27 protein-coding genes, 1 other RNA gene and 1 riboswitch are annotated in these 25,185 nt (G+C 60.2%); of the genes, 16 read left to right on the top strand and 12 right to left on the bottom strand.

Annotated elements, in window-relative coordinates:
* Window positions 1-10 precede the first annotated feature (10 nt).
* Window positions 11-1,879 carry a TonB-dependent receptor domain-containing protein gene (locus tag EV674_RS10010; protein ID WP_119013321.1) on the bottom strand — a complete coding sequence of 623 codons (1,869 nt, stop codon included), beginning with the start codon at window positions 1,877-1,879 and terminating at the stop codon, window positions 11-13.
* 78 nt (window positions 1,880-1,957) lie between these two features.
* A riboswitch (cobalamin riboswitch) is annotated at window positions 1,958-2,202 on the bottom strand.
* A 32-nt stretch (window positions 2,203-2,234) separates the two neighbouring features.
* Here EV674_RS10010 and EV674_RS10005 point away from each other — a divergent pair.
* From EV674_RS10005 to EV674_RS09995, 4 genes are all read left to right on the top strand, one after another.
* Window positions 2,235-2,453, top strand: a complete 219-nt coding sequence (locus EV674_RS10005; protein WP_119013320.1) for a DUF904 domain-containing protein — start codon at window positions 2,235-2,237, stop codon at window positions 2,451-2,453.
* Window positions 2,450-2,797 (top strand): cell division protein ZapA, encoded by a 348-nt coding sequence (locus EV674_RS10000; protein ID WP_119013319.1) that lies wholly within the window; start codon window positions 2,450-2,452, stop codon window positions 2,795-2,797. The genes EV674_RS10005 and EV674_RS10000 overlap by 4 nt, the downstream gene beginning before the upstream one ends.
* A gap of 49 nt (window positions 2,798-2,846) precedes the next feature.
* Window positions 2,847-3,026, top strand: a non-coding RNA gene (gene ssrS, locus EV674_RS18015) — 6S RNA.
* Between the two features lie 99 nt (window positions 3,027-3,125).
* Entirely contained in the window at window positions 3,126-3,941 is an 816-nt protein-coding gene (locus EV674_RS09995; RefSeq protein WP_119013318.1) for a sulfite exporter TauE/SafE family protein, read from the top strand.
* A 27-nt stretch (window positions 3,942-3,968) separates the two neighbouring features.
* On the opposite strand, the gene EV674_RS09990 is transcribed toward EV674_RS09995, so the two are convergent.
* Both EV674_RS09990 and hemN read right to left on the bottom strand, forming a co-directional pair.
* Window positions 3,969-4,685, bottom strand: a complete 717-nt coding sequence (locus tag EV674_RS09990) for a sulfite exporter TauE/SafE family protein (protein WP_119013317.1) — start codon at window positions 4,683-4,685, stop codon at window positions 3,969-3,971.
* 5 nt (window positions 4,686-4,690) lie between these two features.
* Window positions 4,691-6,073 carry an oxygen-independent coproporphyrinogen III oxidase gene (gene hemN, locus EV674_RS09985; RefSeq protein ID WP_119013316.1) on the bottom strand — a complete coding sequence of 461 codons (1,383 nt, stop codon included), beginning with the start codon at window positions 6,071-6,073 and terminating at the stop codon, window positions 4,691-4,693.
* Window positions 6,074-6,291: 218 nt separating this feature from the next.
* Here hemN and fnr point away from each other — a divergent pair, with 218 nt between their 5' ends.
* The 12 genes from fnr (at window position 6,292) to EV674_RS09925 (ending at window position 15,898) form a co-directional block, all read left to right on the top strand.
* Complete coding sequence (gene fnr / locus EV674_RS09980; RefSeq protein WP_119013315.1) at window positions 6,292-7,014, top strand: fumarate/nitrate reduction transcriptional regulator Fnr; 723 nt, start codon at window positions 6,292-6,294, stop codon at window positions 7,012-7,014.
* Between the two features lie 167 nt (window positions 7,015-7,181).
* Complete coding sequence (locus tag EV674_RS09975; RefSeq protein WP_119013314.1) at window positions 7,182-7,517, top strand: SWIB/MDM2 domain-containing protein; 336 nt, start codon at window positions 7,182-7,184, stop codon at window positions 7,515-7,517.
* A 340-nt stretch (window positions 7,518-7,857) separates the two neighbouring features.
* Window positions 7,858-9,978 carry a TonB-dependent receptor gene (locus EV674_RS09970; RefSeq protein WP_119013347.1) on the top strand — a complete coding sequence of 707 codons (2,121 nt, stop codon included), beginning with the start codon at window positions 7,858-7,860 and terminating at the stop codon, window positions 9,976-9,978.
* A 49-nt stretch (window positions 9,979-10,027) separates the two neighbouring features.
* The gene (locus EV674_RS09965) at window positions 10,028-10,717 is read left to right on the top strand and encodes a Fe2+-dependent dioxygenase (RefSeq protein ID WP_119013313.1); all 690 of its coding nucleotides are present in this window, start codon (window positions 10,028-10,030) and stop codon (window positions 10,715-10,717) included.
* A gap of 77 nt (window positions 10,718-10,794) precedes the next feature.
* On the top strand, window positions 10,795-11,940 hold the full coding sequence (locus EV674_RS09960; protein WP_119013346.1) for an alpha-hydroxy acid oxidase: 1,146 nt from the start codon (window positions 10,795-10,797) through the stop codon (window positions 11,938-11,940).
* Window positions 11,941-12,025: 85 nt separating this feature from the next.
* The gene (locus tag EV674_RS09955) at window positions 12,026-12,250 is read left to right on the top strand and encodes a (2Fe-2S)-binding protein (RefSeq protein ID WP_119013312.1); all 225 of its coding nucleotides are present in this window, start codon (window positions 12,026-12,028) and stop codon (window positions 12,248-12,250) included.
* Between the two features lie 137 nt (window positions 12,251-12,387).
* Entirely contained in the window at window positions 12,388-13,101 is a 714-nt protein-coding gene (locus EV674_RS09950) for an energy transducer TonB (protein ID WP_119013311.1), read from the top strand.
* Window positions 13,102-13,116: 15 nt separating this feature from the next.
* Window positions 13,117-13,836 (top strand): MotA/TolQ/ExbB proton channel family protein, encoded by a 720-nt coding sequence (locus tag EV674_RS09945; protein WP_119013310.1) that lies wholly within the window; start codon window positions 13,117-13,119, stop codon window positions 13,834-13,836.
* Between the two features lie 2 nt (window positions 13,837-13,838).
* Window positions 13,839-14,249 carry an ExbD/TolR family protein gene (locus EV674_RS09940; RefSeq protein WP_119013309.1) on the top strand — a complete coding sequence of 137 codons (411 nt, stop codon included), beginning with the start codon at window positions 13,839-13,841 and terminating at the stop codon, window positions 14,247-14,249.
* An 86-nt stretch (window positions 14,250-14,335) separates the two neighbouring features.
* The gene (gene hemP, locus EV674_RS17755; RefSeq protein WP_374761679.1) at window positions 14,336-14,485 is read left to right on the top strand and encodes a hemin uptake protein HemP; all 150 of its coding nucleotides are present in this window, start codon (window positions 14,336-14,338) and stop codon (window positions 14,483-14,485) included.
* Between the two features lie 244 nt (window positions 14,486-14,729).
* Window positions 14,730-15,431 (top strand): Bax inhibitor-1/YccA family protein, encoded by a 702-nt coding sequence (locus EV674_RS09930; RefSeq protein ID WP_119013308.1) that lies wholly within the window; start codon window positions 14,730-14,732, stop codon window positions 15,429-15,431.
* Window positions 15,432-15,532: 101 nt separating this feature from the next.
* Window positions 15,533-15,898 (top strand): hypothetical protein, encoded by a 366-nt coding sequence (locus EV674_RS09925; RefSeq protein ID WP_193552688.1) that lies wholly within the window; start codon window positions 15,533-15,535, stop codon window positions 15,896-15,898.
* A 53-nt stretch (window positions 15,899-15,951) separates the two neighbouring features.
* On the opposite strand, the gene rlmD is transcribed toward EV674_RS09925, so the two are convergent.
* From rlmD to EV674_RS09880, 9 genes are all read right to left on the bottom strand, one after another.
* Window positions 15,952-17,382, bottom strand: coding sequence for a 23S rRNA (uracil(1939)-C(5))-methyltransferase RlmD (gene rlmD, locus EV674_RS09920; RefSeq protein ID WP_119013306.1), 1,431 nt, complete (start codon window positions 17,380-17,382; stop codon window positions 15,952-15,954).
* Between the two features lie 100 nt (window positions 17,383-17,482).
* The gene (locus EV674_RS09915) at window positions 17,483-17,752 is read right to left on the bottom strand and encodes a FixH family protein (RefSeq protein WP_374761681.1); all 270 of its coding nucleotides are present in this window, start codon (window positions 17,750-17,752) and stop codon (window positions 17,483-17,485) included.
* 54 nt (window positions 17,753-17,806) lie between these two features.
* Entirely contained in the window at window positions 17,807-19,252 is a 1,446-nt protein-coding gene (ccoG, locus tag EV674_RS09910) for a cytochrome c oxidase accessory protein CcoG (protein ID WP_119013304.1), read from the bottom strand.
* Between the two features lie 80 nt (window positions 19,253-19,332).
* Window positions 19,333-20,247 carry a cytochrome-c oxidase, cbb3-type subunit III gene (ccoP, locus tag EV674_RS09905; RefSeq protein ID WP_119013303.1) on the bottom strand — a complete coding sequence of 305 codons (915 nt, stop codon included), beginning with the start codon at window positions 20,245-20,247 and terminating at the stop codon, window positions 19,333-19,335.
* A gap of 24 nt (window positions 20,248-20,271) precedes the next feature.
* Window positions 20,272-20,409 (bottom strand): cbb3-type cytochrome oxidase subunit 3, encoded by a 138-nt coding sequence (locus EV674_RS09900; protein WP_119013302.1) that lies wholly within the window; start codon window positions 20,407-20,409, stop codon window positions 20,272-20,274.
* Window positions 20,410-20,423: 14 nt separating this feature from the next.
* On the bottom strand, window positions 20,424-21,056 hold the full coding sequence (gene ccoO / locus EV674_RS09895) for a cytochrome-c oxidase, cbb3-type subunit II (protein ID WP_119013301.1): 633 nt from the start codon (window positions 21,054-21,056) through the stop codon (window positions 20,424-20,426).
* Between the two features lie 20 nt (window positions 21,057-21,076).
* Entirely contained in the window at window positions 21,077-22,519 is a 1,443-nt protein-coding gene (gene ccoN / locus EV674_RS09890) for a cytochrome-c oxidase, cbb3-type subunit I (RefSeq protein WP_119013300.1), read from the bottom strand.
* A 62-nt stretch (window positions 22,520-22,581) separates the two neighbouring features.
* Window positions 22,582-22,719 (bottom strand): cbb3-type cytochrome oxidase assembly protein CcoS, encoded by a 138-nt coding sequence (gene ccoS, locus EV674_RS09885; RefSeq protein WP_119013299.1) that lies wholly within the window; start codon window positions 22,717-22,719, stop codon window positions 22,582-22,584.
* An 18-nt stretch (window positions 22,720-22,737) separates the two neighbouring features.
* Window positions 22,738-25,140, bottom strand: a complete 2,403-nt coding sequence (locus EV674_RS09880; RefSeq protein WP_119013298.1) for a heavy metal translocating P-type ATPase — start codon at window positions 25,138-25,140, stop codon at window positions 22,738-22,740.
* Between the last annotated feature and the right edge of the window lie 45 nt (window positions 25,141-25,185).

Below are 25,185 nucleotides of genomic sequence, written 5' to 3'. Positions count from 1 at the left end.
CGGGTTCAGGTCACTGGGGCGCCCACTTCAGGCCCACATAGAACGTGCGGCCTGCGGTGGCGTAGGTGCGCGCCAGCTGGTAGTCCTTGTCGGCCAGGTTGTCCAGGCGCACCAGCACGGTGTAGTCGCGCGCCAGGCGGGTACTGGCGTACAGGTTGACCAGCCCATAGCCGCCCAGCACCCGGGTATTGGCCGCTTCGTCAAAGCGCTGGCCCGATGCCTGCACCTCGGCACCCAGCGTCCAGCCAGCCCATTGCGTGTCGGCGCCCAGCGTGGCGTGGCGCTTGGCGCGGCGGGCCAGTTGCTTGCCGGTGGCGGTATCGCGCGGGTTTTGCAGGTCGATGGAGCCGCGCAGGTTCACCCCAGCGATGCGGTAGGCGCCCGCCAGCGTGACGCCTTCATAAACGGCGCGGGCGGTGTTGCCGTAGCAGCCCCAAGGAGAAACGCAACTGCCCGCAGCGCCGTAGGCAATCAGATTGCGCACGCGGTTGCGGTAGGCCACCACCGAGAAGGTGTTGCTGCCCTGGGCCCAGCGCAGGCCGATTTCCGCATTGCGGCTGGTTTCGGGCTGCAGCGATGCCAGGCCGTAGTCACTGAAACGGTGGTAGAGCGTGGGCGCCCGGAACGCCGTGCCCACCGAGGCCGTAGCGCGCCACTGTGGCGTGATGGCATAGCCATACGAGACGCTGCCCGTGCCTTTGCCACCGAATTCGCTGTCGGAGTCGTGGCGCGCGTTGAGCTGCACCGTGTGCGCACCGGCCTGGTAGCCATATCCCAGGGCCAGTGCGTCTTGCGATCGGCTGCGGTCAATGGGGGCGTTGGTGAGGTGGTCTTCGCGCCGCTCCAGCGCAGCGGTGAACTGGTGCGCGCCATAGCGCCATTCGTTCTGGAGCAGGTAGCCGCGCAGCTTGGTTTCGGTCAGGTAGGGCGAGGGCGAGGTTTCATACTGGTCACGCCCATCGGTGACGGACAGGCGGGTTTTGTAGTTGGCACTCCACTGCGCCTGCCAGTGCAGGCCCAGGGCATGCAGCCGGTGCTGGTTGCGGTCGTCCTTGCCCAGGCCGTTGTCGTAACCGCTGTTGATGTCGTTGGCCAGCAGCGTGCCCTCGATGCGGTGGGCAGCATTGATTTGCAGCCCCAGGCGCGCGTTGCCGGAGGTGGAGCGGTAACCATCGGCATCGGGGTTTTGCCCGGCGATGGGGCGGGCGTTGAAGCCATCACTTTCATCCCGTGCAATGCCCAGGGCGTAGTCCAGCGTGCCGTTGGCGCCGCTGATGCCAGCATCCATCTTGTACGTGCCCCGGCTGCCCACGCCCACGCCCACGTAGGGCGCTACACCCGCTTCGCCCCGGCGCGTGAAAATCTGCACCACACCGCCCAGCGCGTCCGAGCCATACACCGCGCCTGCCGGGCCGCGCAGCACTTCAATGCGTTCGATCAGCGACAGCGGAATGGCCTCCCAGCCAGCACCACCCGTGGACTGCGAATCGATCCGCACGCCGTCGATATACACCGCCGTGAAGCGCGACTCGGCACCGCGCAAAAACACGCTGGTAGTGGTTCCAGGGCCGCCATTGCGCGAGATTTCCACGCCGGGCAGGCGCGCCAGCACATCGGCCAGGCCGGTGGCGCCGCTGGCCTCGATGGTTTCGCGGTCCACGATGGACACATCGGCTACCAAATCGGCCAGGGGCTGGGGCGTGCGCGTGGCAGCCACCACCACATCGGCCAGAGACGGTGCGCGCAGGTTCTGCGCCAGCAAGGTTGCGCTGCCCTCTTGCGCCTGGACAGTGCTGGCGGTCAGGGCCGCCAGTGCCAGCACGCCAAGGCGCAAGTTCAAGGGCACGGCCAGGCGTGCGGGGAGTGGAAAATTCTTCATGGGAGTCAAAGCAGAGAATGACCCGTGCCGGCTTCCCCGCCGACATTGGGCAATACGACAGCACGGCCCCCAGGGGCACGCACCACCACCGTGTTGGCCGGTATCCGGGCTGGCGGCGCGCTCTCCAAAGCCTTCCCAGGCGCTTGTTCAAGGCACCCAGTGACTGTGTGATGGAGAGTGAATCAAAGGATTCGGCCGCTGACCGTTGCGGGGGCAGCGCAGGCTGGACGGTGACTGTGGCTGGCACTGGCACCGCGTCCCTGCTTCCCGTTGAACTGCGGCCTGTGAACCACGCCGCGAGCACCAACGGCGCGGATTCTACGGCGCTTTGGCCTGCAACCCTACAATTGCGGCCATGGCCTCTTTGCCCCCCATTGAACAAATCGCCGAGCGTGTAGAGCGGCTGCTACTGCGCCTGGCAGAGCTGCAACGCACCAACGCACAACTGGCACAACAGGTGGCCGCACTCACGCAAGAGCGTGATTCCCTCAAGTCGCGACTGCAAACGGCGCGTGCGCGCGTACAGGCCCTGACACCGCCCGCAACCCCTGTCCCGAAAGACGACGCCGAATGAAGCAAATTGAGGTGCAGATCATGCAGCAAAGCTACTTGCTGGGCTGCCCCGAAGGGCGCGAAGCGCGCCTGCTTGAGGCCGTGGAACGGGTGGACACCGCCATGACGCGCATCCGGGACGCAGGCAAGGTGCGCTCGCGCGAGCGCATTGCGGTACTAACGGCACTGAACATCGCCTTCGATCTGGCCGACCGCGAAGCCAACGACCTGAGCGCCGCCGCGCAGGCCGCTGGCGCCGAACATGCACAACAGCCCCCCGCCGATCCACCAGAGCACCAACAGCAGATAGCCGCATTGCTACAACGCCTGGACGATGCGCTGGGCGGTGCACCCCAGAACCCCTGACGACGGCACGGCTGCACGCCTGCAACACCGCGCCAAACCCCTACAATGGCTGCGTCTGCGGTGCTGCCGGGCTTTATATTTCCTTGAACCAATGCTCATTGAGCCCGGGCTTGGTACATCGGCTGGTGAGCGTGATCATCTCGCGTCAGATGAACCCAACGCCAGCCTGCCCTCGCCCACCTGAACCCCCGGTTCAGGATGCCGGTCCGGCGGCACTTGCAGACACCTGATTTACCGCTGGGCTGGCGCCGCTATTGGGCCGCAACGTCCCACGGGCCAACATTTCCTCCCCAGCATCTTCTTCAGGCCCCTGTGTGGCCCCTGCTCCATGCTCAGCTCTTTTTTGATAGCCCAACTCGTGGCGCTGGGTCTGGCTACCGGTTTTCTGGCAGGCCTGCTGGGTATTGGCGGCGGCATGTTGATGGTGCCGTTTCTGACCTACTTTTTGGGCCAGCACCAAGTGGCACCCGATTTGGCGGTCAAGATGGCGATCGCCACCTCCATGGCTACCATCATGTTTACCTCCTTGTCGAGCGTGCATGCCCACCACCGGCGCGGCGCCGTGCGCTGGGATCTGGCGCTGCGCCTGGCGCCAGGCATCATGCTGGGCAGTCTGGCTGCCAGCCTGGGGGTTTTTGCCTGGCTCAAAGGCTCTTTTCTGGCGATTTTCTTTGGCCTTTTTGTGGGGTTTTCTGCGTTGCAGATGTTCAAGGACCGCAAGCCTGCGCCCTCACGCCAAATGCCCGGCACCGCTGGTCAATTGGCCGCAGGCAGTGGCATCGGTTTTCTGTCGGGCCTGGTGGGCGCGGGCGGGGGCTTTGTCAGCGTGCCCTTCATGACCTGGTGCAACGTGCCCATCCACAACGCCGTAGCGACCAGCGCTGCGCTGGGTTTTCCGATTGCGCTTTTCAACGTGCTGGGCTACGTGGTAGCGGGGCAATCGGTACCCGGGCTGGCTGATCATGCTTTGGGGTATGTCTGGCTCCCCGCATTGGCTGCGATTGCCACAGGCAGCATCTTGACGGCTCCACTGGGCGCACGGGCAGCGCACCGCCTGCCAGTTCGCCAACTCAAACGGGTTTTTGCCAGCCTGCTGCTGTGCCTGGCGGCTTACATGTTGTGGAAAGGCTACGCAGCAGCCTGAATACCATGCACGTGGGCCAACCCACGCTCATTGGCACCACAGCTCGGGGCCGTGGACGGCGCCCAACCACAGGGCCCACACTGCCACACCGCACAGCAAAGCCCCTGCCAGGCGCGTGCCTCCACCATCGTATTTGGCATTCAGACGGTCACGCATCCGTAACCAGACCCAAGGCCCCGCCAACAGCCACAACCCGCTGCCCACAGCAAACAAGGCCATGGTGACTGCACCCTGGAGCGCTCCGCCGCTGAGCGAGGCAACCAGCAAAGCCGAATACAACAGGCCGCATGGCATCAGCGACCACAAAAAACCAGCAGCAAAAGCCCCCCCTGGCGCTGCCACCACTGGGCGTACACGGCCCCAGACAGCACGCCCGGCAGACTCTACCCAGGCGGGTTGGCGAGCCTGCGCCACCATCATCAAGCCCCACGCCAGCACCAGCACATGCAACATCGTCCAGGCTGGACGCAAGGCAGCTGCTTGCACCGTCAACCAGGCCAGGCTCTGCATGGCCATGGCGGCCAAAGCCCCGACACTGGCATATCCCAGCAAGCGGCCCAGGTGGTAAGCCCACAGCCGCCGTTGCTGTCCCCCCCGGGATAGTGGGCGCAGAGGCTGCTCTACTGGCGCTGTGCTACCACCTTGGCCAGTTACTACACTGCACGGCGCAGCGCACATGGCAAGACAATGGGGCCCACCCACGAGCCCCATGATCAAAGCAGTCCAGGCAACAGAAAAAAGCATGAGGCCTAGATGATGCGCGAAAACCGTGTACGGTTGCGGTCAGCCTGCAAATACCGGTCAAAGACCATGGCAATGCCGCGCACAAAATACCAGCCCATATCGGTAACGCGTGCACCCTCGGCATCCAGCACTACCAGCCCTTGGTCGGCCATGTCCTGCAACTGCGCCAGTTCCGCTGAGAAATACTGCCGAAAATCAATCAACCAAGCCTGCTCCATGGACTCGAACAACAGCTCACCCTGGCACATCAAGGCCATGATGGCTGCGCGGCGCACCAGATCGTCGCGCGTCAAGGCCAGCCCGCGCACGATGGGCAAGCGTCCTTGGTTCAAGTGGTCGTAGTACTCATCCAGTGTCTTGGCGTTCTGGCTGTAAGTAGCGCCCACACGGCCAATAGCGGACACCCCCAGGCCAATCAAATCACAATCGGGCTGGGTGCTGTAGCCTTGGAAGTTGCGGTGCAAACGGCCCTGGCGTTTGGCAATAGCAAGTGCATCCGTGGGCAACGCAAAGTGATCCATGCCCACATACACGTACCCAGCTTGGCTGAAAGCATCGAGCGAACTGGCCAACATGCCGACTTTGGCAGACGCAACGGGTAAATCAGCGCTGATGATGCGCCGCTGTGGCTTGAAGCGATCAGGCAAATGCGCATAGGCATACAACGCAATGCGGTCTGGACGCAACTGCGCTACCTGCGCCAGCGTGCGGTCAAACGAGGCGCTGGTCTGGCGTGGCAATCCGTAAATCAAATCAATATTGACCGACTCAAATCCCAAGTTACGCGCGGACTCTACCAACGCAAACACCTGCTCAGCAGGCTGGATACGGTGCACCGCTTTCTGCACTTCGGGATCAAAATCTTGGACGCCAAAGCTCAACCGGTTAAAACCCAACTGCGCCAGCAACGCCAGCCGCTGTGCGTCTACCGTGCGAGGATCGACTTCAATCGAATACTCCCCACCGGGCGCCAGCGTGAAGCTGCTTTTGAGCAGCGCCATCAGGTCGCGCAGGCCATCGTCCGACAAAAAAGTGGGGGTGCCACCGCCCAGGTGCAACTGACTGACGACCTGACCTTTGCCGCAGTGCGCCGTGTGCAAGTCGATTTCGCGTGCGAGATAGCGCAAATACAGATCCGCACGATCTTGGTGCTTGGTGATGATCTTGTTGCATGCGCAGTAGTAGCACAGGGACTCACAAAACGGAATATGCACATAGATAGACAAAGGCAGCGCTTTTGCAGCGGTTCCCAGTCTGCGCTGTTGCAGGGCGAGCACGTAATCGCCATCACCAAAAGCCTCGACGAACCGATCAGCCGTAGGGTAGGAGGTATAGCGCGGCCCGGGCACATCAAACCGGGTCAACAATTCAGGGGAAACAGCGGTCATTGGAACGTCCTTGTGTGCTGAAACACTGTGCCGGAAACCACCACCAGCCTCCTTGACCTTGATCAAGCAGCCTCCCAAAAGCGGATTGGCACTCACCGCCGAAGGGATGGGTGATAATTTGATACATGTCAGCCGCCCACCGCACTTCCATGGCCCTTCATCTTGGCGCCGTTGATGCGCTTGACCCTCAGCCTGATACTGGACACGTGTCTGCCCACATGACCCCACAAACCATCAAAGTCGCCTGCTCCAACTGTAATCTGCGAGAGCTTTGCATGCCACTGGGCCTCAATGACGATCAACTCAAACGCATTGATGACATCGTGGCCACACGGCGCAAGGTCAAGCGTGGGGGCACGCTGTTTCGCAATGGTGAGTCGTTCACGTCGCTTTATGCCATTCGCACCGGTTTTTTCAAAACCTGCGTGGCCACAGAAGACGGGCGCGACCAGGTTACGGGCTTTCAGATGGCCGGCGAGGTGATAGGCCTGGATGGCATCGTCAATGACCACCACACTTGTGACGCCGTGGCACTGGAAGATGCCGAAGTCTGCGTGATGCCGTTTGACCGCATCGAAGAACTCTCGCGCGAAGTCACAGCCTTGCAAAGCCATGTGCACAAGATCATGAGCCGCGAGATTGTGCGCGAACACGGCGTCATGCTGCTGCTGGGCAGCATGCGTGCCGAAGAGCGTCTGGCGGCTTTTTTGCTGAATCTGGTGCAGCGCCTGCATGCGCGGGGCTTCTCGCAATCAGAGTTGGTGTTGCGCATGACGCGCGAAGAAATCGGCAGTTACCTGGGCCTCAAGCTCGAAACGGTGAGCCGCACTTTCTCCAAGTTTGTCGAAGAAGGTATCGTCGAGGTCAAGCAGCGCCACGTGCGCATTCTCAGCACTGACGCACTCAAAGGCATCGTCAATAACCAGCAAGCCTGCCACTGACCATGCACGGCACGGCCAGCTACAGCAGCCGACGTGACAAGGTGACGCACAAAAAAAGCCATCCACAGCTTGGAAAGCTGTTTTTTTCCCAGTAGCATCGACCATGCCAGTGGAGAATCAGGTTTTCGCTGGTTCCACCGACTACTCCCAAAAAAGGAAAATCCAAGATGGCAACTGCAAAAAAAGCCCCGGCCAAGGCCGCCCCCGCCGCCAAGACTGTCGCCGTTGAAAAAGCCGCAGCTCCCGCCAAAAAGCGTGCGCCCAACGCAGCCTTCATGAAGGCCCTGACACCCAGTGCAGCACTGGCCGCCGTGGTGGGTGCAGCGCCATTGCCACGCACCGAGATCATCAGCAAGCTGTGGGTTTATATCAAAGCCAACAACCTGCAAGACGCATCTGACAAACGCATGATCAACGCCGATGCCAAACTGAAAGAAGTTTTTGGCAAGCCCCAGGTGTCCATGTTTGAAATGGCTGGCCTGATCGGCAAGCACGTCAAATAAGCACTTTCGCGTGTTTTCGCTTCAAGGCCGGCTTTGCCGGTCTTTTTTTTGCCCGGCCCCATAACAACTTGTTGTGGAGACGCATCAACGCAAATGAGAACGCCTATTATTTGATTTAACATTGCGTGCTTGACGATGCACAGCCAGTTTCACAGCCACTGCCTCGCGCCCCTGCCGACACGCTTTGCCGTGTCGGTTGCAATATTCCCAACCGATGGAGGCCAGATTGGCACAGAAACGCACCCACTCCCCGAAAAAACCGCTGTCCTGCGCCACGCAGCACACCACCCCGGCAGTCAACGCATCGTCCGACAAAGCGCTACTGCCCCTGGGAGCACTCATGCTGGCCGCCTCGGTTGGAAGTTGGGCACAGACCAGCGATGCGCCCAGTGCAACGCTTTCGACGGTGACGGTGCGCGAAAAAGCGCAAATCCAAAGCAAAGACACCTTGCAGGTTCAGCAAACGACCATCGGCAAAGGTAACCAGGCGCTGCGTGACATTCCGCAAAGCGTGACCGTGTTCACCGAGCGGCTGATGGCCGACCGCAACCAGGACGATTTCCGTGAAGTCCTGCGCACCACCTCGGGCGTGACCTTCCAGGCGGGCGAAACCGGCGAGGAAGATGTGCGTCTGCGCGGCTTCTCGCTGGGCCAGGCGGGCGACATCTACATCGACGGCATGAAGGATGCACCGTTGTATGAACGCGACACTTTCAACAACGACCGGGTGGAAGTGCTCAAAGGCTCGGCCTCCATGCTGTTTGGCAAGGGCTCTACGGGTGGGGTGGTCAACCAGGTGAACAAAGCCCCCTTGCTGATCGACCAGCACGAAGCCGCTTACACCCTGGGCAGCGGCAAAGAGCACCGGCTGACAGGCGACTTCAACTTCAAAACGGGTGAAGATGCCGCTTTCCGGCTCAACGCCATGGTGCACAACGCTGACAACCACGGCGCCATGCAGAAAAAACGCGGTATCGCACCCACCTTCAGCTGGGGCGTAGGCACCCGTGACGAATTCTCGGTCGGGCTGTACTACCTCGACATCCAGGGCCGTCCGCTCTACAACCACCCCTGGTTTCAGAGCAACGGCGTGATCGTGCCCTCGCTGCCAGCCAAAAACTACTACGGTCTCAACAGCGATTACCTGAATTCTTCGGCCCAGTACGCCACGCTGTCACACATTCACCGCTTTGACGACAACGGCGAACTCAAGACACGCCTTCGCCATGGACGCTACGAGCGCGATCTGTGGGCCAGCGTGATCCGCTTCGGCGCAGGCACCACCATCGACAACATCAACAGCAGCACCGTTGTCACCCGCTCTCCCAAGGGCCGTGTGGGGGTGAGCAACCTGACACAGCTACAAAGCGATTACACGAACAGCTTCCAGTGGGGCGGCAAAAAGCACGACCTGATCGCTGGCATCGACATCTACGAAGACGATGCCAAGCGCAACCAGAACTTTGCTGGCACGGCCAGCGGCATGGACACCACCGTGGGCACGCCCAACAACGGTGACTGGCGCCCCGACAACCGTGGCAATCCCACGTTCAACACTTTCAAGGCACGCAACGTCGGTTTGTATGCGCAAGACACCGTGGCCTTGACGCCGACACTGAAACTGGTGGGTGGACTGCGCTATGACCATTTCAAGGCCTCCTACTACAGCAGTGCTGACCTGAACCATGCGCGCTCAGATGGCCTGTGGAGCCCGCGCATCGGTGCGCTTTACCAGCCCGATGACAGCGCCTCGTACTACATCTCTTACGGCACTTCGTACAACACCTCGGGCGATACCTACCAGTTCTCCAACCCGAACGCAGGCACCGAGAAAACCGCCAATACCGATGCGGAAAAAAGCCGCAACTTTGAAATCGGCGGCAAATTCGAGCTGTTTGAAAAACGCGCCAGCCTGGGCGTGGCCGCGTTCTACAGCGAAAAATACAACGAGCGCAACACCGACCCCGACACCGCGGCCCAGCAGCAATTGCTGTCGGGCAAGCGCCACGCCGCCGGGATGGAGTTCAACCTGGCGGGCCGCATCACGCCGGCCTGGGAAATCTTCTACAACCACACCTGGATTCCCAGTGCCAAGATCGACGAAAGCAACGTCGTGCTGGCGGCCAATGGCGGTGGCGCGCAGGTCAAGGGCGATCGCCCTGGCCTGACGCCCAAGCACAGCGGCAGCCTCTGGAGCACCTACGCCGTGACCCCGCAAGTGCGCATCGGCGCTGGCCTGAACTACCGTGGCAAGCAAAACCCCGAGGGTTCGCGCGCCGTGGTGGCAGACAGCTTCATCACCGCCGATGCCATGGTCGAGTACAGCGTGGACGAGCGCACCTCGCTCAAACTCAACGTTACCAACCTGACCAACAAGCTGTACGCCGACACGCTCTACCGTGGTTTTTACGCGCCGGGTGCTGCCCGTACCGTGCAACTGACCCTGAAAACCCGTTTCTGATCGAAGCGTCCACGACCAAACCCACCCTGCTACCTGCTGGTGACTCCGTATGTTCTTGCACCTCAAAAACATTCTCACGCCCGAAGAAGTCCGGAGCGCCCGCAGCCTGCTGGGCCACGATGCACCCTGGGTGGACGGGCGCACCAGCGCAGGCGATCAGGCAGTGGCCGCCAAGCGCAACGAACAGCTGGCGCAAGACAGCACCCAGGCGCAGCAACTGCGCGCCCTGGTGCTGGCCGCGCTGCACCGCGATGCGCTGTTTTTCTCTGCGGCCCTGCCGCACAAAATCTTCAATCCGCTGTTCAACCGCTACAGCGGCGAGAGCAACTTCTACGGCAACCATGTCGATGGCGCCGTGCTGCGCTCACGCCATCCTGACCAATGGGTGCGCAGCGACATCTCCTGCACCCTGTTCCTGGCCGACCCGGCAGACTACGACGGCGGCGAGCTGCTAATCAAAGAGCCACAGGGCGAGCGCGCAGTCAAACTGCCTGCGGGCGACATGGTGCTCTACCCCAGTTCGACCGTCCACCAGGTGGCCCCGGTCACGCGCGGCGCGCGCATCGCCAGCTTTTTCTGGGTGCAAAGCATGGTGCGCTCCACCGAGCAGCGCCAATTGCTGTTTGACATGGACATGGATTTGCTGCGCCTGCGCAGCACCATCGGCGACCACGCCGACCCCGTGGTCGGGTTGACCGGCACCTACCACAACCTGCTGCGCATGTGGGCCGACGCCTGAATTTCGCATCCCTGCAAATCCATCAAAAAAGATAGCTGCTAGCGCACGCCAGTATTGGCACGGAGGCCATTTTGACCATAAAAAACGTGCCCCCACTACAGCGGCACGCCATCCCCCCTGGCACGGCTGCGCTGGCCGACCACGAAGCACTGGCGCGCCAGCACCTGAACGACAACGCCTGGGCGTATTTCAGTGGCGGTGCTGCCGATGAAATCACACTGCGCGCCAACCGTACGGCCTGGGACACGCTGGTGCTGCAGCCGCGCATCTTGCGCCCCCTGGCCGGCGGGCACACCCGTACCACGCTGCTGGGACGCACCCTGGAACACCCCATTTTGCTGGCCCCCATGGCTTTCCAGCACCTGGCACACCCTGATGGCGAACACGCCAGCGCCTTTGCTGCGGCCGCGTTGGGCGCCGGACTGGTGCTCAGCACCCAGGCCAGCACGCCACTGGAAGACGTGGCACAGCGCTTTCTGGCCGACCCGGCGCACGGCCCGCTGTGGTTCCAGCTCTACCTGCAACACGACCGGGGCTTTACCCGCGAACTGGTGCAGCGCGCTGAAGCCGCTGGCTACGAAGCGCTGGTGCTGACGGTGGACGCACCCACCCACGGCGCCCGCGACCGCGAGCGGCGTGCCCTGTTCCACCTGCCTGCTGGCATCAGCGCCGTCAATCTGGCCGGGCTGGCGCCACCGCCATCAGCCCCGTTGCAACCCGGAGAAAGCGCCCTGTTCGACCGCCTGCTGCACCACACCCCCACCTGGGACGATGTGCAATGGCTGCAATCCACCACCCGCTTGCCGGTGCTGCTCAAAGGCGTACTGCACCCCGATGACGCACGCCAAGCCGCCGCGCTGGGCGTAGCAGCGCTGGTGGTGTCGAACCACGGTGGCCGCACGCTGGACACCGCCCCTGCCACGGCGCACGCGCTGGCCCACATTGCCGACGCGGTGCAAGGCGCCTTGCCGCTCCTGGTCGATGGGGGCATCCGCCGGGGCACCGACGTGCTCAAAGCCCTGGCCCTGGGCGCCAGTGCGGTACTCATTGGCCGCCCGGCCCTGTGGGGGCTGGCCCACGCCGGCGCAATGGGGGTGGCACATGTGCTGCGCCTGCTGCGTGATGAACTGGAAATCGCCATGGCCCTGACGGGCTGCGCCACGCTGGCGCAAGCCACACCGGCTTTGCTGCAAAACCACGCCACAGGCCGTATGGGCATCTAAAATTCCACGCGACTGCTAATGCGACGGATTCTCATTTATAATCCATACACTTCTTCCATTACCCGCCCTGTGCGGCCCAATTCCCATGATCGTCTGCGTCTGCCGCCGGATTTCCGACCGTGAAATCGCCCGCCATGCCCATGCCGGTATGGGTTTCGATGAAATCCAGTTTGAGCTGGGCGTGGCCATGCAGTGTGGCCGCTGCGAAGGCTGCGCCCGCGACGTGGTTGCCCAATGCCACGCAACCCGCCCCGTCGCTGCCTTGCGCCAAGAGACAGCAGAGTCTGCCTCAGGCGCCTGCGCTGTGTGAATTGCCTATGCTGCTCTCTGCGCTGGTGGGCAGCATGTTTCTGGTGGCGTTGGCCGCGTGGTGGATTTTTCGCTTCTGATTTCAATCAAATCGGCTTGTAACCCAATGCTGGCAAGCGCTGGCAGCTATCATTTTTTATGCCTTCTACTGACCGTTTCACTGCACCCAGCGCCTGGGGCCGCTACGCGCTGATCTCTGGCGGCGTGGCGCTGCTGCACGGGGCTGCATTGTGGGCATTGCAAACGGGCCTGGTACCTACAGCGGCGCCCACCATCGTTCCCGCCGAAGTGATTGCAGAATTCATTGCGCCGCCCACCCCCGAAGTAGCTCCGCCGCCACCGGCACCGCCTGCCCCACCCACCCCCAAGTCGCCCCCTACACCGCGCCCCGCCGCAACCAAGGCACCCGCGCCACGCCCGACGCCTGCACCGCTGGCAGTAGCCAATGCCGCCCCCGATGCACCGCAAGTAGCAGCCGCAGCACCTGCACCCGATCCTGCCCCGGTATCAGCTCCCGCTGCGGCACCGACCGCTGCACCGGCCACACCCGCGCCGCCCGCACCACCGCGCATTGAACTGCCATCCAGCAACGCTACGCACCTCAACAACCCCTCTCCCGGCTATCCCGCCATCAGCAAGCGCCTGGGTGAGCAAGGCCGGGTCATGCTGCGCGTACTGATCGGCGCCGACGGACTGCCGCAAAAAGTCGAAGTCAGCCAATCCAGCGGCTACGAGCGCCTGGACCGCCAGGCCCAGGAGGCCGTCATGCGCTGGCGGTTCGTTCCCGGCAAGCGCGGTGGTGTACCCGAAGCCATGTGGTACGCGCAGCCCATCAATTTTGTTCTCGAATAATTTTCAGGAGTTCTCATGGAATCGCAATTTGGCATCGCCAACGTCTGGACGCAGGGCGACTTTGTTACCCGTTTTGTGGCCATCTTGCTGCTGGGAATGTCGCTGATCTCGTGGATCGTCATCATCGCCAAGGCGCTGGACATCGTGAAATTCAAAAAACACGCCCGCGCCGCACAGGGCTTCTGGCACAGCGAGGACTTTGCTGCGGGCCTGGAAAAACTCGGTGCTGATCCGCTCAACCCCTTTCGCCAACTGGCCATCGAAGGGCGCGAAGCCACCGCCCACCACCGCAACACCAAAGGCCAGCTGCACGACAGCCTGGACGTGAGCGACTGGGTCACGGGCTGCCTGCGCAACTGCATCGACGAATTCACCGCACGCCTGCAATCGGGTCTGGCGGTGCTGGCTTCGGTGGGCTCAACGGCACCGTTCATCGGCCTGTTTGGCACCGTGTGGGGCATTTACCACGCCTTGATTGCCATCGGCACTTCCGGCCAATCGACCATTGACAAGGTGGCCGGCCCCATCGGAGAGGCACTCATCATGACGGCACTGGGCCTTGCCGTGGCTATTCCCGCCGTACTGGGCTACAACGCGCTGGTGCGGGGCAACAAATCGATTCTGATTCGCCTCAACAGCTTTGCGCACGACTTGCACGCTTACTTTGTGACCGGCGCACGCGTCTCCAGCAGCACCGCCGCTGCCAACGTACACCCCCTGAAGAAAGGTGCCTGAGCATGGCCTTCGGTACCCAGGACGATGCCGACGAGGTGATGAACGAGATCAACATGACACCGCTGGTGGACGTCATGTTGGTGCTGCTCATTATTTTCATCATCACCGTACCGGTGATGAAGCACTCGGTGAACGTGGATTTGCCCAGCGCCGTGAACCAGCCCGAACGCATCCAGCCCGAAACGGTGCGCCTGAGCGTAGCGGCCGATGGCCAGTATTTCTGGAACGGCATGCCCATCGACGACAGTGCGCTTGAGGCCAACCTCCAGACAGAGGCGGCCAAAGACCCGCAACCCGATCTGCACATCCGCGGGGACAAAGCCGTGCGCTACGAGCGTGTAGCCCAGGCCATGGCGGCAGCGCAGCGTGCGGGCGTACGCAAGATCGGGTTTGTGACAGAACCGCAGCCGTGAGCCCTGCCATGACCATGTCCGCCTGCACTCCTGCCCCCCTTTCATGCAGCGCTGCTGCACACGCCGCAACACACAATGCGCCTGGTATGCCGCCTGCCAACCCCAGCGCGCTCCCGGCAGCCACGGTACACAGCCAGGATTTGCTGCAAGGCCACAAGAGCGTCACCATCAGCCACAACGGCACCCTTTACCGCCTGCAAGCCACGCGCATGGGCAAACTGATACTGACCAAATAGTTTTCATCGTGGGGCGACTCCCGGACTGGCCACCAGTCCGTCAGGGTCGTTTTGGCCAGCCAACGGGTCACACCCGCGTAGCCAGGCTTTTTTTGTGCGCCATGCCCCAATGGCGACCCACAGCAGCCACGCACCAAAACCCCTACCAAAATTAGGTAACGGTCACCTGGTCTTGTAAAGCCCCACAGGGGCACCACCTAAAATCTTCCAGCCTGCGCTGTGCAGGTCACTCAGGAGCAACATCATGAACGACCGTTTAACGGCCATCCACTCCTCTGCGGACTACGGCTACGGTATCTCGCAGGAGCAGCGCCACAAGGTGCTGCGCAATACTTACTGGCTCCTCGCACTGAGCCTGCTGCCCACGGTACTGGGCGCCTGGCTGGGCGTAGCTACCGGCATCACCCAATCGCTGCGCGGCGGCGTCGGACTGATTGTGTTCATGGTCGGCGCCTTTGGCTTCATGTATGCCATCGAAAAAACCAAGAACTCCGCAGCGGGCGTTCCCGTTCTGCTGGCCTTCACGTTCTTCATGGGTCTGATGCTGTCGCGCTTGATCGGCATGGTGCTGGGCTTCAAGAACGGCTCGGAACTGATCATGACGGCCTTTGCTGGCACAGCGGGTGTGTTCTTTGTCATGGCCAGCCTGGCCAGCGTCATCAAGCGTGACCTCTCGGGCATGGGCAAGTGGCTGATGGTGGGCGCCCTGGTGCTCATGGTCGGTGCGGTCATCAACGTGTTTGTGGGCTCCACTGCCGGCATGATGGCAATTTCAGTGGCCGCCATTGGTATCTTCAGCGCCTACATGCTGTACGACCTCAAGCAAATCCTGGATGGTGGTGAAACCAACTACATCAGCGCCACACTGTCGCTGTACATGGACATTTTCAACGTTTTCCAGAGCCTGCTGGCTTTGTTGGGAATCATGGGTGGCGAGCGCGAATAAGCAGCGCAACCGCAGCAAGAAGGCTCCGCAAGGAGCCTTTTTTGTGCCTATTGCCAAGGGAATAGCTCAACCCGCGTGGCGGGTTGCCGATAATGAAGAACATGTTCCAGAAAGACCCCACCATGCCGCAACGCCTCGCTGCCACTTTTGCGCTGCTTTTGCTTGCAGGCTGCGACATTCCAGGGCTGGGCCCCGACCCGCGCGCCGTCCAGCGTGAGGCCGAGGCCCAAGCCATAGGCGGCGCTTGCCGCCATGCGCTGCGCGGCCTGGAAGACTGCTACACGCTCAACCCCAAGTCCCCCAAAGCCGCTGTTTTTGCGGGCTGGAAAGACATGGATTCGTACATGCGTGAAAACAAAATCGAGGGCGCGCCTTCAGTGCTGGGCAAAGCGCCACCACCCAAAGCAGCCCGCGATGAGGCCGCCGAAACCGAAACACAGGGCACAGCCAGCACCAACCGCAGCTAAGCGCACGCCCCACAGAGTGGCCTGTTAGGGCGTCTGCGCCTTGGGGAAAGTCTTCAGGCGCGCTCGAACACCGCCATGCTCTCAACGTGCGCCGTGTGCGGAAACATGTTGACCATGCCTGCAGCCGTACAACGGTAGCCCGCCAGATGCACCAACAAGCCAGCATCACGCGCCAGCGTGGCAGGGTTACAGCTGACATAGACAATGCGCTGCGGCGGCGTCCAGCCTTCCGCACCAGCAGGCAGCGGGCCTGCGCCTTCGGCACCAATACGGGCCTGCTCCAGGTCAGCCAGTGCCTTGGCCAAGGCAAAAGCACCTTCGCGCGGTGGATCGACCAGCCATTTGTCGGCCACGCCATCGGCTACCAACATCTCAGGGGTCATCTCAAACAAGTTGCGCGCTACAAAATCTGTAGCTGCAAGCGCTCGTCCTGCGGGCATTTGAGCCTGATTTGATTCATAGTTTTCACGGGAACGCGCCACCAGCGTCTCGCTACCTTCGATACCCAGCACTTCACGGGCCTGAGTGGCCAAAGGCAGCGTAAAGTTGCCAAGACCACAGAACCAGTCAATAACGCGCTCGTTGTTCTGCACTTCCAGCAGACGCAATGCGCGCGACACCAGCACCCGATTGATATGGGGATTGACCTGGGTGAAATCGGTAGGCTTGAACGGCATGGTGATACCAAACTCAGGCAACGCATATGACAACTGCGCCCCACCCTCATCCAGCAATTTCACCGTATCCGGCCCTTTGGACTGCAACCACCACTGTACGCCATGCTCAGCGGCAAACGCACGCAGACGGGCCAGATCATCGCTCGACAAGGGCTCCAGGTGACGCAGCACCAGCGCCGTGACGCTGTCGCCGCAGGCCAGCTCGATTTGCGGGCAAGTATCGCGGGCATCCATGGCGGCAATCAGGGCGCGCAACGGCATCAGCATGGCACTGACGTGCGGTGGCAGCACAGGACAGACCTCCATATCGGCCACATAGCGGCTTTTGCGCTCATGAAAACCCACCAGCACCGTGCCTTTTTTAATGACATGGCGTACCGACAAACGGGCGCGGTAACGATAACCCCAGGCAGGGCCTTCAATGGGACGCAGCAAGGTTTCTGCCTTGACCTTGCCCAAATGCCACAGGTTGTCTTCCAGAACGCGCTGCTTCACAGCCACTTGGGCACCCACGTGCAGATGCTGCATTTTGCAGCCGCCACAAGCACCAGAATGCAGACCAAAGTGCGGGCATCCCGGACGAACGCGCTGGGGCGATTCACGGTGGACAGCGGTCAAGCTGGCCTGCTCCCAATTGTTCTTCTTGCGATGGGTGTTGGCAGTCACCCATTCAAAAGGCAAGGCACCGTCAATGAAGACCACCTTGCCATCGGGCCGGTGCGCTACACCTTGGGCGTCCAGATCAAGAGATTCCACCTCAAGCCAATCGGGTGGATACAGGCTTTGTTTGTCGTTCAGATCACTCATGCGCCTATTGTCTCAGGCTGGGATCACATTCATGCCTTGCAAGTAATGGGTATTCATAACCCCAACCACGCCAACCAGACCAACAAGGCCTGCCACCGCCTTACTGCGGCTGGTCTTTAGGTGGCGTGGCCGCATGGTTTCGCCCCTTCAATGCAGGCGTAAGGGCCTGCTCAGAGCTACCCAGCGTTTGATTGATTTCGACTCCCTTGCGGTAGTAATCATTGTCAATCACAGGATCTGGGGCACTAATGGCCAACCAAAGCGTATAAAAACCTGCCACCACCACCACCGCAGGCCCCGCAATAATCAACCATACATAACCAAACTTCCACCAGGGTGGAGTCGCAGAATTAGGAATAGGGGGCGACATCATCAGCGTATCCTGACCAAAAATAATATGTACTACTCGTCCGCGCGGAAAGGTTTAACGTGGAACCAGAAAAATAGATTTTTCAGTCACATGGGCACTGGTGCCGAGCGCTTGCACATCAAACTGCACGGCATGAGAACCAGCATCCGCAGACCCGTAAGGAATCTGCAACCTGACAGCGACCCAGCGTGATTGGGCAGCATCAATGGCAACCTCCGGTTCAGAAGCCAACTCCAGACCATCCAGACCACGCGCACTGATACGATAACGTTGCGGTGCTTCGGTTGCATTCATGATCTGTAACCGATAAATATTTTCCAACTTGCCTCCAGCCACAATGCGCGACAAGGCCGCCCGGTCTCGCTCCACATCCACCTTCAGAGGCGTACGCGTTACCAGACTGGCGAGCATGGCGACACACAAAGCCACCAGAATTCCGGTATAGACCAATACCCGAGGACGCAGCACACGACGCAATATCTCTGCCCTGCCCCAGCCTTTGGATACGGCACTCTGGGTAGAAAACCGAACCAAGCCACGGGGGTAATGCATTTTGTCCATGACAGTATCGCAGGCATCCACGCACAAACCGCAACCAATGCACTCATACTGCAAACCGTTGCGTATATCAATACCTACTGGGCACACCTGGACACACAAAGTGCAGTCAATGCAATCGCCTAATCCCTTGGCTTTGTAATCCGCAGCCTTGGTACGCGGACCACGGGGCTCGCCACGCTCTTGGTCGTAGGTAACGATCAATGTGTCTTTGTCAAACATGGCGCTTTGAAAGCGCGCATAAGGACACATGTATTTGCAAACCTGCTCGCGCATAAAGCCTGCATTCCCATACGTGGCAAACCCATAAAAAATCACCCAGAAAATTTGCCAACCGCCTTGCAATGCCATCAACTCAGTACCGAGTTCGCGGATAGGAACAAAATAGCCTACGAACGTGAACCCTGTCCAGATAGACAACAAAATCCAAAGAAATTGCTTAAGTGATTTTTTCCATATTTTTTCAGCCGTCCAGCTGCTACTGTCCAGACGCAACCGTGCACTGCGGTCACCCTCGACCTTGTGCTCGATCCACATGAAAATCTCGGTGTAGACCGTTTGCGGACAGGCAAATCCGCACCAAAGGCGTCCTGCTACGGCGGTGAACAAGAACAGCGATAAGGCTGAAATAATCAATAACCCAGTCAGGTAAATGAAATCCTGCGGGTAAAGTACCAAACCAAAAATATAAAAACGCCTTGCCCCAAGGTCAAACAGCACCATCTGGCGCTGTCCCCACTCCAACCATGGCAAGCCGTAAAAAATCAGCTGCGTGAGAAATACCATTCCCCAGCGCCAGCGTGCAAAAATTCCACTGATGGAGCGCGGGTAAACTTTCTTTTGCGCCTCGTACAGAGAAACAATGTCTTTGTCTGTCGCAGGCTCTGAAGCTACAGGCGCAATCGGGATAATCTTGCGGGGTTTCCCATCGGGGGAGTTCATGGTGAAAGCGCTTTTCAAAAAGTGGCCGACATGGCAGCCAAAAGAAGATGGCGCCGAAGCGCCATCTTTATTTCTCCAGTTTAGCGAGCAGAGCCCGGTTTGTTTGACATGCCCCACACATAGGCCGTCAGCACACCCAATTGGGCCTCAGTCAGTTTCTGAGATTGTGCAGGCATCTGATTAACCTTGCCATTGTTGATCATGGCTGTGATGGCTGCCTCACCCCAACCATGAAGCCAGATGTCATCCGTCAGGTTAGGGGCGCCCAAAGCCTGCATACCTTTGCCGTCGGCACCATGGCAAGCAGCACAAGCGACAAACTTGGATTTGCCCAAAGAAGCACGCAGGGAATCGTGTGGACTGCCAGAGAGGCTCAGGACGTAATGCGACAGGTTGCGCACATCCTCAGGCGATCCCACCGCAGCAGCCATGGGAGGCATGTTGCCGATACGGCCCTTTTCCAGGGTTTCACGAATTTTCTCGGGGGTACCGCCATGCAACCAATCGCCGTCGGTCAGATTGGGAAAGCTCTTGCTACCACGGGCGTCAGAACCATGGCATTGTGCGCAGTTGTTCATGAACAAACGCTCACCAATGGCCATTGCCTGCGGATCTTGGGCCACCTGCTCTGTAGTCATCGAGGTAAACCGCGCGTACAAAGGCTCCAACTCAGCCTTGGCTTGAGCCATTTCAGCATCGTAGGCACCGTACTGGCTCCATCCCATTTTTCCAGCAAACTTACCCAGACCCGGATAAATGGCCAGATAAGCAAAAGAAAAGATGATGGTCAGCACAAACAACCACATCCACCACCGTGGCATGGGATTGTTCATCTCAGTCAGGTCTTCGTCCCAGACATGGCCAGTAGTGTTGTTGCTATCAGATGCAACTTTTTTCCGTGCCGTAATCCAGAGCAGCAGCAAACATGCCACGATGCCAGCGATCGTGATACCGGCTACATAAACCGACCAGAAATTGCTAGTGAAGTCACTCATAGGGTGTTCTCGTTCTGGTGGTATTTAATCTTGTTGAAATGGGAGCTGGGCCGCCTCGTCAAACCGAGATCTGTTGTTGCGAGCGTAGGCCCACACCCAGATACCGACAAAACATGCGAAAGAAACCAGCGTGACCACAACGCGCATGACGGTGACATCCATGACAACCACCTTTCTTACTTAAGCGCACGGCCCAAGACCTGCAGATAGGCCACGAGCGCATCCATTTCAGTTTTTCCCTTGACCTCATCTGCCGCAGCAGCGATCTGCTCATCGGTATAGGGAACGCCCACTGCGCGCAACGCCTTCATACGCGGTGCAAGTACTGCGGGATCCAGCGTATTTTTTTCCAGCCAAGAATAAGCAGGCATGTTCGATTCAGGAACCACATCACGGGGATTGTTCAAGTGAATACGGTGCCATTCATCGCTGTACCTGCCGCCCACGCGGTGCAGGTCAGGACCGGTGCGCTTGCTACCCCACTGGAACGGGTGGTCATAGACAAACTCACCCGCCACAGAGTAGTGGCCATAGCGCAGGGTTTCTGCCCGGAAGGGGCGAATCATTTGCGAGTGGCAGTTGTAGCAACCTTCGCGCAAATAGACATCGCGCCCCGCCAACTGCAAAGGAGCGTAAGGCTCCACCCCCTTCACAGGCTCGGTGGTGGACTTCTGAAAGAACAAAGGAACGATTTCAACCAGGCCACCCACAGCAATTACCAAAACGATCAAAACGATCATCAGGAAGTTGTTGGTTTCCACCGTTTCGTGGGAGAACCCCGTCGAAGCATTGTTGTTATGTTGGGACATGAAATGGGACTCCTCGGGTCTCAGGCGTGCGCTGGTTTAGCGACAGGAATGGCCACAGTGACCGAGCGACCGGAAATACTGGTCATCCACACGTTCCAGGCCATCATGACCATGCCAGTCAGGTACAGAACACCGCCCGTGAAGCGAATCACGTAGAACGGATAAGTGGCCTTTACACCTTCCACAAAGGTGTAGGTCAGTGTCCCGTCTGCATTGATGGCACGCCACATCAGGCCCTGCATCACACCGGCAATCCACATAGCGGCGATGTACAGCACGATGCCGATCGTTGCCAGCCAGAAGTGAATTTCAATGGCTTTGACAGAGTGCATCTTTTCCTTGCCGAACAGACGAGGAACCAGGTAGTAAAGGGAGCCCATGGTAATCAGACCTACCCAACCCAAAGCACCAGCATGCACGTGGCCCACGGTCCAATCGGTGTAATGGCTCAAGGCATTGACAGTCTTGATGGCCATCATCGGGCCTTCAAAAGTGGACATGCCGTAGAAAGACAGCGAAACGATCAGGAAGCGCAGGATGGGGTCATCGCGCAGTTTGTGCCAAGCACCCGACAGGGTCATGATGCCGTTGATCATGCCGCCCCAGCTGGGAGCCAGCAAAATAAGCGAGAACACCATGCCCACCGATTGCGTCCAGTCAGGCAGCGCGGTGTAGTGCAGGTGGTGTGGGCCGGCCCACATGTAGGTGAAGATCAGTGCCCAGAAGTGAACAATCGACAGACGGTAGCTGTACACCGGGCGGCCTGCCTGCTTGGGAATGAAGTAGTACATCATGCCCAGAAAGCCTGCCGTGAGGAAAAAGCCCACAGCATTGTGACCATACCACCACTGCACCATGGCATCTTGCACACCGGCATAGGCAGAGTAGCTCTTCATGAAGCCCGCAGGAACCGCAGCGCTGTTGACAATGTGCAGCACAGCCACGGCCAAAATGAACGCACCGTAGAACCAGTTGGCCACATAAATGTGACGCACCTTGCGAATGCCAACCGTGCCGAAAAACACAACCGCATATGCCACCCATACCAAAGCGATGAGGATGTCAATAGGCCATTCCAGCTCAGCGTATTCTTTGCCTTGGGTGTAACCCAGAGGCAAGCTGATGGCGGCAGCCAGAATCACCAGTTGCCAGCCCCAGAACGTGAACGAGGCCAGCTTGCCAGCGAACAGCCGCACCTGGCAAGTACGCTGCACCACGTAGTAGCTGGTAGCAAACAGTGCGCTACCACCAAACGCAAAAATCACCGCATTGGTATGCAGTGGTCGCAAACGGCCGTAACTCAGCCAGGGAATACCGAAGTTGAGTTCGGGCCAAGCCAGCTGGGCGGCGATGAAAACGCCAACCAGCATGCCAACCACCCCCCACACCACGGCCATGATAGAAAACTGCCGTACAACGGTATCGTTGTAGTGCGCAGCATCTGCTTGTTTTGGTATATCCATCGGGCACCTCTTGATTTGAGCGAAAGTATTAACTGTAGAAAGGGTAGTGTTTTTGACAGTGGTCAATTATCGCGAAGAATGCGCTCACCTTCTTGCTCTACGTTCTCGAATTGACCTCGGTACACGGCCCACCACAAGCCCAGCAGAATCATCAGCACGAGCACAACCGACAAGGGAATCAACAGATAAAGAATGTCCATGTGCGGACTCCTGTATTTTTATGCAGCCACGGGTTCAGCGGAAGACGCACCAGCGACTGCCTCGCCCAGTTCGCCTTCTAGCGCAGGCAAAGGCAAAGAAAGGCGTGCCGCATTGAGCACCACCAGCAACGAACTCAGGGCCATGCCAAGCCCTGCCAGCCAAGCTGGCATATAGCCTGCAATGGCCAGCGGCACGCTCAATGCGTTGTACCCGGCGGCCCACCACAGGTTCTGGCGCACCACGCGCAACGTGCGACGCGCCAACAGCACCGCTTGCGGCACCAACCACAGGCTTTCGCCCAACACTACAAAATCAGCCTTCGATTGTGCCAGCGCTACCGACTTGCCAAAAGCGAACGACACGTGGGCACCCGCCAGCACTGGCCCGTCATTCAGCCCGTCACCCACCATGGCAACACGCTGCCCGCGCGCCTGCATGGCCCGCAGCGCTTCCAATTTGTCCTGCGGTGTGCAGTCTGCACGCCAATCGGCAATGCCAGCCTGCCCGGCCACCCGTGCCACAGACTTGGATCTGTCGCCCGACAGCAACTGCACCTGCAATCCGGCATGGGTCACGGCACGCACGGCGCCGGCTGCTTGTGCCCGCAGGTCTTCCGCCAGATCAAACCGTGCCAGCTCTACCCGTCCGGCATGCCCATCCTCTCGCACCAGAAACACCTGTTGCGCTTCGGTGCTCTCGTCAAGCACGGCACCGGTATGCCGCGATGAGCCCAGCAGCACACGACCAGCAGGCAAAGCGCCCTGCAAATCCTGCACCCAGGCGCTCAACCCACGGCCCACTTCCTCCTGCACTTGCGTCACTTGCCAGCGTGGCGCATGGCCGCTGGCGTTGCGTGCTGCGGCCATGACCACAGCGCGTGACACCGGATGCAGAGAGTGGCGCGCCAGCTCTGCCGCCAAACCCAATGCATCTTGCGCGGGCACGCCACCCACAGCATGGATGGCACTGACCACCATGCCATCACGGGTCAAAGTACCGGTTTTGTCGAAAACCACTGTATCCACTTCGGCCAACGCCTCCAGGCCCTGGAGGTTGCGCACCAGCACGCCGTGGCGTGCCAGCGTCCCCGCAGCGGACAACATGGCCACGGGCGTCGCCAGCGACAAAGCGCAGGGGCAGGTAACGATCAATACCGACACTGCCACCATGAGCGCATGGGCCGGATCGGTAGGCCACCACCACAGCGCCGCCAGAAAGGCTGCCAGCAAAACAGCGATCAAAAAAGGCCGTGCTACGCGATCAGCCACTTGCGCCAATCGGGGTTTTTGCAACGATGCGCTCTCCATCAGCGCCACGATCTGACCAAAACGGGTGGCTGGCCCCGTGCCTTGCACCAGCACCTCCACAGACGACTGCAGGTTGTAGCTCCCTGCCGTGACCAGACTTCCCGGTGTGCGCAGCACCGGCTTGGACTCGCCCGTCAACAGTGCTTCATCGGCCAGCGTCTGGCCAGTGACGATGCAGCCGTCGGCCGGAAAAGCTTCACCGGGCAGCACCCGCACGGTGTCACCGGCGACCAGTCGGCGCACGGCCACGCGCTCGAAGGTGCCGTCGGGGGCACGCCGCTCCACGCTATCGGGCAGTCGGTTCATGACAGATTCCAGCGCACCCGCCGTGCGGTCGCGCAGGCGCAACTCCAGCCATCGGCCCGTCAGCAAAAAGAAAACAAACATGGTGAGGGAGTCAAAAAACACCTCCCGTCCAAAGATTCCGGTGGGGTCAAATGTGCCCGCCGTGCTGACCACGAACGTGATCACCATGCCCAGCGCCACAGGCAAATCCATGCTCACCCGCCGCTGGCGGATATCGCGCAAGGCGCTGGAGAAAAACGGCCCGCAGGCAAACAACACTACCGGCAAGCTGATAACCCAGGAGGCCCAGCGCAGCAAGCGCTCCATTTCGGGGGTGAGGTCGCCGGGCAAGGCCACGTAAGCGGGCCACGCATACATCATGACCTGCATCATGCAAAAGCCTGCTACCAGCCAGCGCCACAGCGCGCGCCGGTGCTCGCGCTTGCGCTGTTCGCGGGCCATGGCATCCATGGCGGGCAAAGCGCCATAACCGGCTTTGCGCACCGCCGCCAGCCATTGCGACGGCAGCACCAGCCCAGGCTGCCAGACCACGCGCGCACGCTGGGTAGCAGCACTGACCTCAGCCTGCGCCACGCCGGGAACTGCACACAGCGCCTCTTCAATGGTCAGTGCGCAGGCTGCGCAGTGCATGCCCTCGATGACCACATGCGACTCCCAGGCGCTCTCGCCCCCGGCAGACGCACCATTTGGCGTACAGGGCCGACCAAAAGCCGCCCACTCCTGGCGGTCATCCAGCAGCTCTGGCGCCCCGGGGGCAGGCACCGTATCCGCCGGACGGCCCGTGGCCTGATCGACCGTGGAATTCATTGACATGCGGCAAGCTTACCGCTTTTGCATGCCATACTGACCCGC

Origin of the sequence: Simplicispira metamorpha (genome assembly GCF_004341365.1) — a bacterium.
Lineage (GTDB): Bacteria > Pseudomonadota > Gammaproteobacteria > Burkholderiales > Burkholderiaceae_C > Simplicispira > Simplicispira metamorpha.
Note: the sequence above shows the minus strand (reverse complement) of the source record. Positions and strands in the feature narration are given on the sequence as shown.

Coding starts and splice junctions, on each gene's coding strand:
- EV674_RS09930 (WP_119013308.1), top strand. CDS start 14,730: ATGAACGACCGTTTAACGGCCATCCACTCCTCTGCGGACTACGGCTAC.
- ccoS (WP_119013299.1), bottom strand. CDS start 22,719: ATGGACATTCTTTATCTGTTGATTCCCTTGTCGGTTGTGCTCGTGCTG.
- hemP (WP_374761679.1), top strand. CDS start 14,336: ATGCCGCCTGCCAACCCCAGCGCGCTCCCGGCAGCCACGGTACACAGC.
- fnr (WP_119013315.1), top strand. CDS start 6,292: ATGACCCCACAAACCATCAAAGTCGCCTGCTCCAACTGTAATCTGCGA.
- EV674_RS09950 (WP_119013311.1), top strand. CDS start 12,388: ATGCCTTCTACTGACCGTTTCACTGCACCCAGCGCCTGGGGCCGCTAC.
- EV674_RS09880 (WP_119013298.1), bottom strand. CDS start 25,140: ATGAATTCCACGGTCGATCAGGCCACGGGCCGTCCGGCGGATACGGTG.
- EV674_RS09900 (WP_119013302.1), bottom strand. CDS start 20,409: ATGGATGTCACCGTCATGCGCGTTGTGGTCACGCTGGTTTCTTTCGCA.
- EV674_RS09940 (WP_119013309.1), top strand. CDS start 13,839: ATGGCCTTCGGTACCCAGGACGATGCCGACGAGGTGATGAACGAGATC.
- ccoP (WP_119013303.1), bottom strand. CDS start 20,247: ATGAGTGACTTCACTAGCAATTTCTGGTCGGTTTATGTAGCCGGTATC.
- ccoG (WP_119013304.1), bottom strand. CDS start 19,252: ATGAACTCCCCCGATGGGAAACCCCGCAAGATTATCCCGATTGCGCCT.
- ccoO (WP_119013301.1), bottom strand. CDS start 21,056: ATGTCCCAACATAACAACAATGCTTCGACGGGGTTCTCCCACGAAACG.
- EV674_RS09925 (WP_193552688.1), top strand. CDS start 15,533: ATGTTCCAGAAAGACCCCACCATGCCGCAACGCCTCGCTGCCACTTTT.
- hemN (WP_119013316.1), bottom strand. CDS start 6,073: ATGACCGCTGTTTCCCCTGAATTGTTGACCCGGTTTGATGTGCCCGGG.
- EV674_RS09990 (WP_119013317.1), bottom strand. CDS start 4,685: ATGCTTTTTTCTGTTGCCTGGACTGCTTTGATCATGGGGCTCGTGGGT.
- EV674_RS09995 (WP_119013318.1), top strand. CDS start 3,126: ATGCTCAGCTCTTTTTTGATAGCCCAACTCGTGGCGCTGGGTCTGGCT.
- EV674_RS09975 (WP_119013314.1), top strand. CDS start 7,182: ATGGCAACTGCAAAAAAAGCCCCGGCCAAGGCCGCCCCCGCCGCCAAG.
- EV674_RS10010 (WP_119013321.1), bottom strand. CDS start 1,879: ATGAAGAATTTTCCACTCCCCGCACGCCTGGCCGTGCCCTTGAACTTG.
- EV674_RS09965 (WP_119013313.1), top strand. CDS start 10,028: ATGTTCTTGCACCTCAAAAACATTCTCACGCCCGAAGAAGTCCGGAGC.
- EV674_RS09945 (WP_119013310.1), top strand. CDS start 13,117: ATGGAATCGCAATTTGGCATCGCCAACGTCTGGACGCAGGGCGACTTT.
- EV674_RS09915 (WP_374761681.1), bottom strand. CDS start 17,752: ATGTCGCCCCCTATTCCTAATTCTGCGACTCCACCCTGGTGGAAGTTT.
- EV674_RS10000 (WP_119013319.1), top strand. CDS start 2,450: ATGAAGCAAATTGAGGTGCAGATCATGCAGCAAAGCTACTTGCTGGGC.
- ccoN (WP_119013300.1), bottom strand. CDS start 22,519: ATGGATATACCAAAACAAGCAGATGCTGCGCACTACAACGATACCGTT.
- EV674_RS09970 (WP_119013347.1), top strand. CDS start 7,858: ATGCTGGCCGCCTCGGTTGGAAGTTGGGCACAGACCAGCGATGCGCCC.
- rlmD (WP_119013306.1), bottom strand. CDS start 17,382: ATGAGTGATCTGAACGACAAACAAAGCCTGTATCCACCCGATTGGCTT.
- EV674_RS09955 (WP_119013312.1), top strand. CDS start 12,026: ATGATCGTCTGCGTCTGCCGCCGGATTTCCGACCGTGAAATCGCCCGC.
- EV674_RS10005 (WP_119013320.1), top strand. CDS start 2,235: ATGGCCTCTTTGCCCCCCATTGAACAAATCGCCGAGCGTGTAGAGCGG.